2 protein-coding genes are annotated in these 1,659 nt (G+C 69.9%); both read right to left on the bottom strand.

The window, feature by feature from the left end; genetic code table 11:
• Positions 1-175 precede the first annotated feature (175 nt).
• Positions 176-1,111: a hypothetical protein gene (locus VNL12_RS12920; RefSeq protein ID WP_325595194.1), complete on the bottom strand. Its 936-nt coding sequence runs from the start codon at positions 1,109-1,111 to the stop codon at positions 176-178.
• Positions 1,112-1,181: 70 nt separating this feature from the next.
• The coding region (locus VNL12_RS12915) for a hypothetical protein (RefSeq protein WP_325595192.1) at positions 1,182-1,659 on the bottom strand (478 nt) is incomplete at its 5' end.

Raw genomic sequence — 1,659 nt, 5'->3', positions numbered from 1 at the left:
GGTCGAGTCGATCCTCCTCGACCGGTCATGACGGTGGCTGCGCAACCGACGATCCAGGCGGCTGATCGGCAGAGTAAAGGCGCTAGAGCCTCGACCACTCGGGCGACGGGCGCCCGTCACCAGGTGCGGCTCCGTCGCACGTCGGATGGTCGCGCTCTCGAGCGGCGCCCTTCGGTCAGGAGCCGTCGCGCTCGTCGATCAGGACCGCGGCGCGGAACTGCGCCATCTCGTTCATCGAGGGGCGGATGCTCGGCGGCAGCTCGTCCTCGAACGCTTCGAGGTGTGCGGCGAGCGGGGCCGCCTCCTCGGGCACGGTGGCGTAGAACTGGAAACGGCGGTCGTACGCGGTGACGGTGCGGTGCTGGATCTCCCATGTGCCGACGAGCACCCACTCGTCGGGCGTGTCGAAGAACAAGGTCTGGGGGTACATCGCTGCGACCCGGAAGCCGCGGCGTTCGGCCAGCTGCCGCCAGTACTCCTTGCGGTCCTCCGGAGGCGTGTGGATCCGGGCTTGGAGCACCTCGTAGTCGCCCAGGCCGAACAGGTCGGTGATCGGTCCTCGGTGCTCCAGGCTGATGTAGCCGAGCTCACCGGTGGCGATGGGATCACCGTCGTAGTAGGTGGCCAGAAAACGGGCCGCCTGGTAGCGCTGGCTGTAGGTGTCGTCGACCGCTCGGGGGACCTCGACGGTGAGCCCCGCCTTGGTCGCCGTGAACATCAGCAGGATGAGGGCAAGCAGGGACGCGACGGGCCGACGCTCGGACCGCTCGACGCGGTTCGCCAGCATCTCGGGGGCCGCCCGGATGAGGACGTAGAGGGCGAGGCCGATGAGGTAGATCTGGTAGCGCTCGTACCACCCGAACTTGGCGAAGGCGGCGTGAAGCACGGTGGTCACGACGACTGCGGACGCGGGGACGACCCACGACCGTCGCGTGTGCCATCCGACGACGACGAGGCCCAGGCAGAGAGCGACGAGGACCGCGATGACAGGGTCCTGGGTGAGGCGGCCGAGGACCTCACGGGGCGGGGGCACGGGGCTCTGGCCAGTCAGTGAGCCGCTCTTGGCGATCACGGAGTTGGGCAGCCAGCCCTGGCCCATGAGCTGGTTCACGATGCCGTAGGCGAGCAGCGGCCCCCCCGAAGCCAGGCCCAGTCTTATGACCCTGGATACACTCGCAGCCCTATGACCTCGGGCGGGCGGGAACAGGGGAGAGGGATGGCTCGACCCGCCGTGCCCGGCCAGCGGGGGGGGTCACCAGCAGGGCGGCGCCGAGGCCCGCGGCCAGAAACACCGTCTCGAGGCGGGTCAGGGTGGCGAGGGCAACGAGCAGGTAGGGCGCGAGGCGTCGGATCCGGCTGCGGGTGCGATCGCGCTCCTGGAGAAGGAGGTGGAAGGCGGCGAGCACCAGAGCGAGGTGCAACACGTGTTCCATGCCGACGAAGGTGGCGGCGGGCAGGAAGAGGACCACGACGACCAGGGTGATCACCGCCGCGACATCGAGCGGCCGGCGCAGGGAGGGCCGGAAGGTCGATTGGAGGCGAGCGAAGAGGGCGATGACGGCGACGGAGGCGGCGACGTTGAGGACGAGGGCCGCCCAGTCGGCGGCGAACGGGGCCACACCGACGAAGGCGGCGACGAGGAGGGTCCAGAGCGGCGAC

The organism is Iamia sp. (assembly GCF_035575815.1).
Classification (GTDB): Bacteria; Actinomycetota; Acidimicrobiia; order Acidimicrobiales; family Iamiaceae; genus Iamia.
The sequence above is the reverse complement of the archived record's forward strand: the minus strand, read 5'-3'. Positions and strand labels throughout refer to the sequence as shown.